General features: G+C 66.8%; 2 protein-coding genes. One reads left to right on the top strand and one right to left on the bottom strand.

The features are described 5' to 3' along the window. Positions 1 to 485 (bottom strand): thioredoxin (trxA, locus tag A985_RS0111240; RefSeq protein ID WP_017233504.1); only part of this gene is annotated, 485 nt, incomplete at its 3' end. Between the two features lie 14 nt (positions 486 to 499). Between trxA and A985_RS25130 the strand changes: the two genes are divergently transcribed. After that, the coding region (locus A985_RS25130) for a cation:proton antiporter (protein WP_369751572.1) at positions 500 to 2,467 on the top strand (1,968 nt) is incomplete at its 3' end.

Here is a 2,467-nt window from a genome sequence, read left to right as displayed (position 1 = left end):
CCGTCGACCTCGCCCATGCCGAGCAGCACGTCGACCAGATCGAGACGCACTTCGTCATGCGCTGGGTCCAGCGCCAGCGCGGCCTGCAATGCGTCGCGCGCCACCTCGGGCTTGCCCGCCGTCAACGCCTCGCGCGCCACGCGGCGCGCCATCTCCGCCGGATTCGGCACGATCCGATCGATGAACGCGCGCAACTGCCCCTCGGGCAAGGCGCCCACGAACTGGTCGACCGGCTCGCCGTCGACGAAGGCGACCACCGTCGGCAGGCTGCGCACGCCATACTCCGCGCAAAGCTGCGCGTTCTCATCGGCGTTGATCTTCACGAGACGAATGCGACCCTGCGCTTCGGCTTCCAGCTTTTCCAGCAACGGTCCGAGCACGTTGCACGGGCCGCACCACGGCGCCCAAAAATCGGCGAGCACCGGCACTTGATGCGAGACGGCCAGCACGTCGGCATCGAAACTGGCGAGATGGGTATCGATCATAGGTCCTATCGAGCATGGTAAATTGCGTGGACGGTGGCCGTCACTCATCGAATGCAGCCGCCCGCTTGACGCATGGTAAGCATGGTAATCGCAAAACTGGGCAAATCGGTACGGACGCGCACGCGCGCGCCGGGTTCCCGACCCGGCCGTACGTCGTCCCACCTGTCGGACGACTTGCAGGGAGGCACATGCACGCAGGCCATGGCACGGCAATTTTCTTCACCCAACTGCTCCTCTTGGTCCTTGTCGGCAGATTGCTTGGCGAAGTTATGCAGCGCCTGCGCCAGCCGGCGGTCATGGGGCAGTTGCTGGCCGGCGTGCTGCTCGGCCCGTCCGTCTTCGGCGCCCTGATGCCCGCCTGGCAGCACGCCGTCTTTCCCGATACCGAAGCGCAGAAAAGGATGCTCGACGCGGTCGCCGAACTGGGCGTACTGCTACTGCTGCTGTCCACCGGGCTGGAAACCGATCTGGGCCTCGTTCGCCGCATGAAGCGAATGGCCATCTTCGCGTCGGCCGGCGGCATGGTGGTCCCCTTCGCCTGCGGCTTTGCGCTTGGCTGGCATCTACCCGACGATCTCCTGCCGCATCCCGAGGCCCGGCTGGTCACCTCCCTCTTCCTCGGCACCGCGCTGTCGATCTCGTCCGTCAAAGTCGTGGCGACGGTCATTCGCGAAGTCGACTATCTGCGCCGCAACATCGGCCAGATCATCCTGGCGGCCGCCATTCTCGACGACACCACCGGCTGGATCATCATCGCTGCCATCGCCGGCCTGGGGGCGAGCGGCTCGATCGATCTCGGCCATCTGTCGATCAGCCTGGGGGGCACGTTGCTGTTCATCGTGCTGTGCTTCACCGTGGGCAAACGTGCCGTGGCCGTCGCCATTCGCTGGACCAACGATCGCTTCACCGCCGAGATGCCCGCACTCAGCGCGATTCTCGTGATCACCTTCGTGCTGGCGCTCGCCACCGACAAGCTCGGTGTGCATACCGCCCTGGGCGCGTTCATGGCGGGCGTCATGATCGGGCAGTCGCCGATTCTCACCGAGCAGATCGAGGCACAGCTGCGCGGGTTGATCGTTGCGCTCTTCGCGCCGGTGTTCTTCGGGGTTGCGGGCCTGTCGGTGGATCTGACGATCCTGCTCGACTGGCGCATGCTCGGTCTGGTCGCCGGATTGATCCTGATCGCGAGCGTGGGCAAGTTCACCGGCGGTTTCGCTGGCGCGCGCCTGGGCGGCATGTCGTCGGCCGAAGCGCTGGCACTCGCAACCGGCATGAATGCGCGCGGTTCCACCGAGATCATCGTGGCGAGCATCGGGCTTTCGCTGGGCGTGCTCAGTCAGGACCTGTTCACCATGGTCGTCGTCATGGCGCTGATCACCACACTCATCATGCCGCCTGTGCTGCGACGGGCACTCGTGCGCATTCCGCTCTCGGCGCAAGAGAAGGCGCGGCTCGAGAAAGAGGCGGCCGAGGAGAAGGACTTCCTGCCGAACGTCGAACGGATTCTGGCCGCCGTGGACGGCAGCGCCAACGGACGCTTCGCCGCATGGATCGCCGGGCTGACGGCCGGCGTGCGCGGCACACTGACGACCGTACTCGCCCCATCGCCCACCAAGACGAACGACGGCGCGGCGGCGCGTGACACCCGCGAGCCCTCTGAAGCCTCGGACAAGCCAGCCGGCCAGGACACACGCACCCATGCGGCCGACGGCGAAAGCGACGGGCGCGACGCCTACGATATCGCGCTCGCGGCCGCCACACTGGCGGCGCCACGCGCCCCCGGCACACCGGGGGTCGAAGACGATTCAGGCGCCGACAAGGCGCGCGAGGCGGCGCGTCTGGTGCTGCGCGAGCGCACGGGCAAGGCGCCGCAGAAGACGCCGGATTTGCCGCATGGGCCTGTCAAGGAGAGCGCCGGCAAGGTGCCATCGGCAGACGCGTCGAACGATCATGGCGCCCCGAAGCATGAACCGGTGGGTGAA

The sequence above is a fragment of the Pandoraea sp. B-6 genome (assembly GCF_000282835.1).
Taxonomy (GTDB): Bacteria; Pseudomonadota; Gammaproteobacteria; order Burkholderiales; family Burkholderiaceae; genus Pandoraea; species Pandoraea cepalis.
Note: the sequence above shows the minus strand (reverse complement) of the source record. Positions and strands in the feature narration are given on the sequence as shown.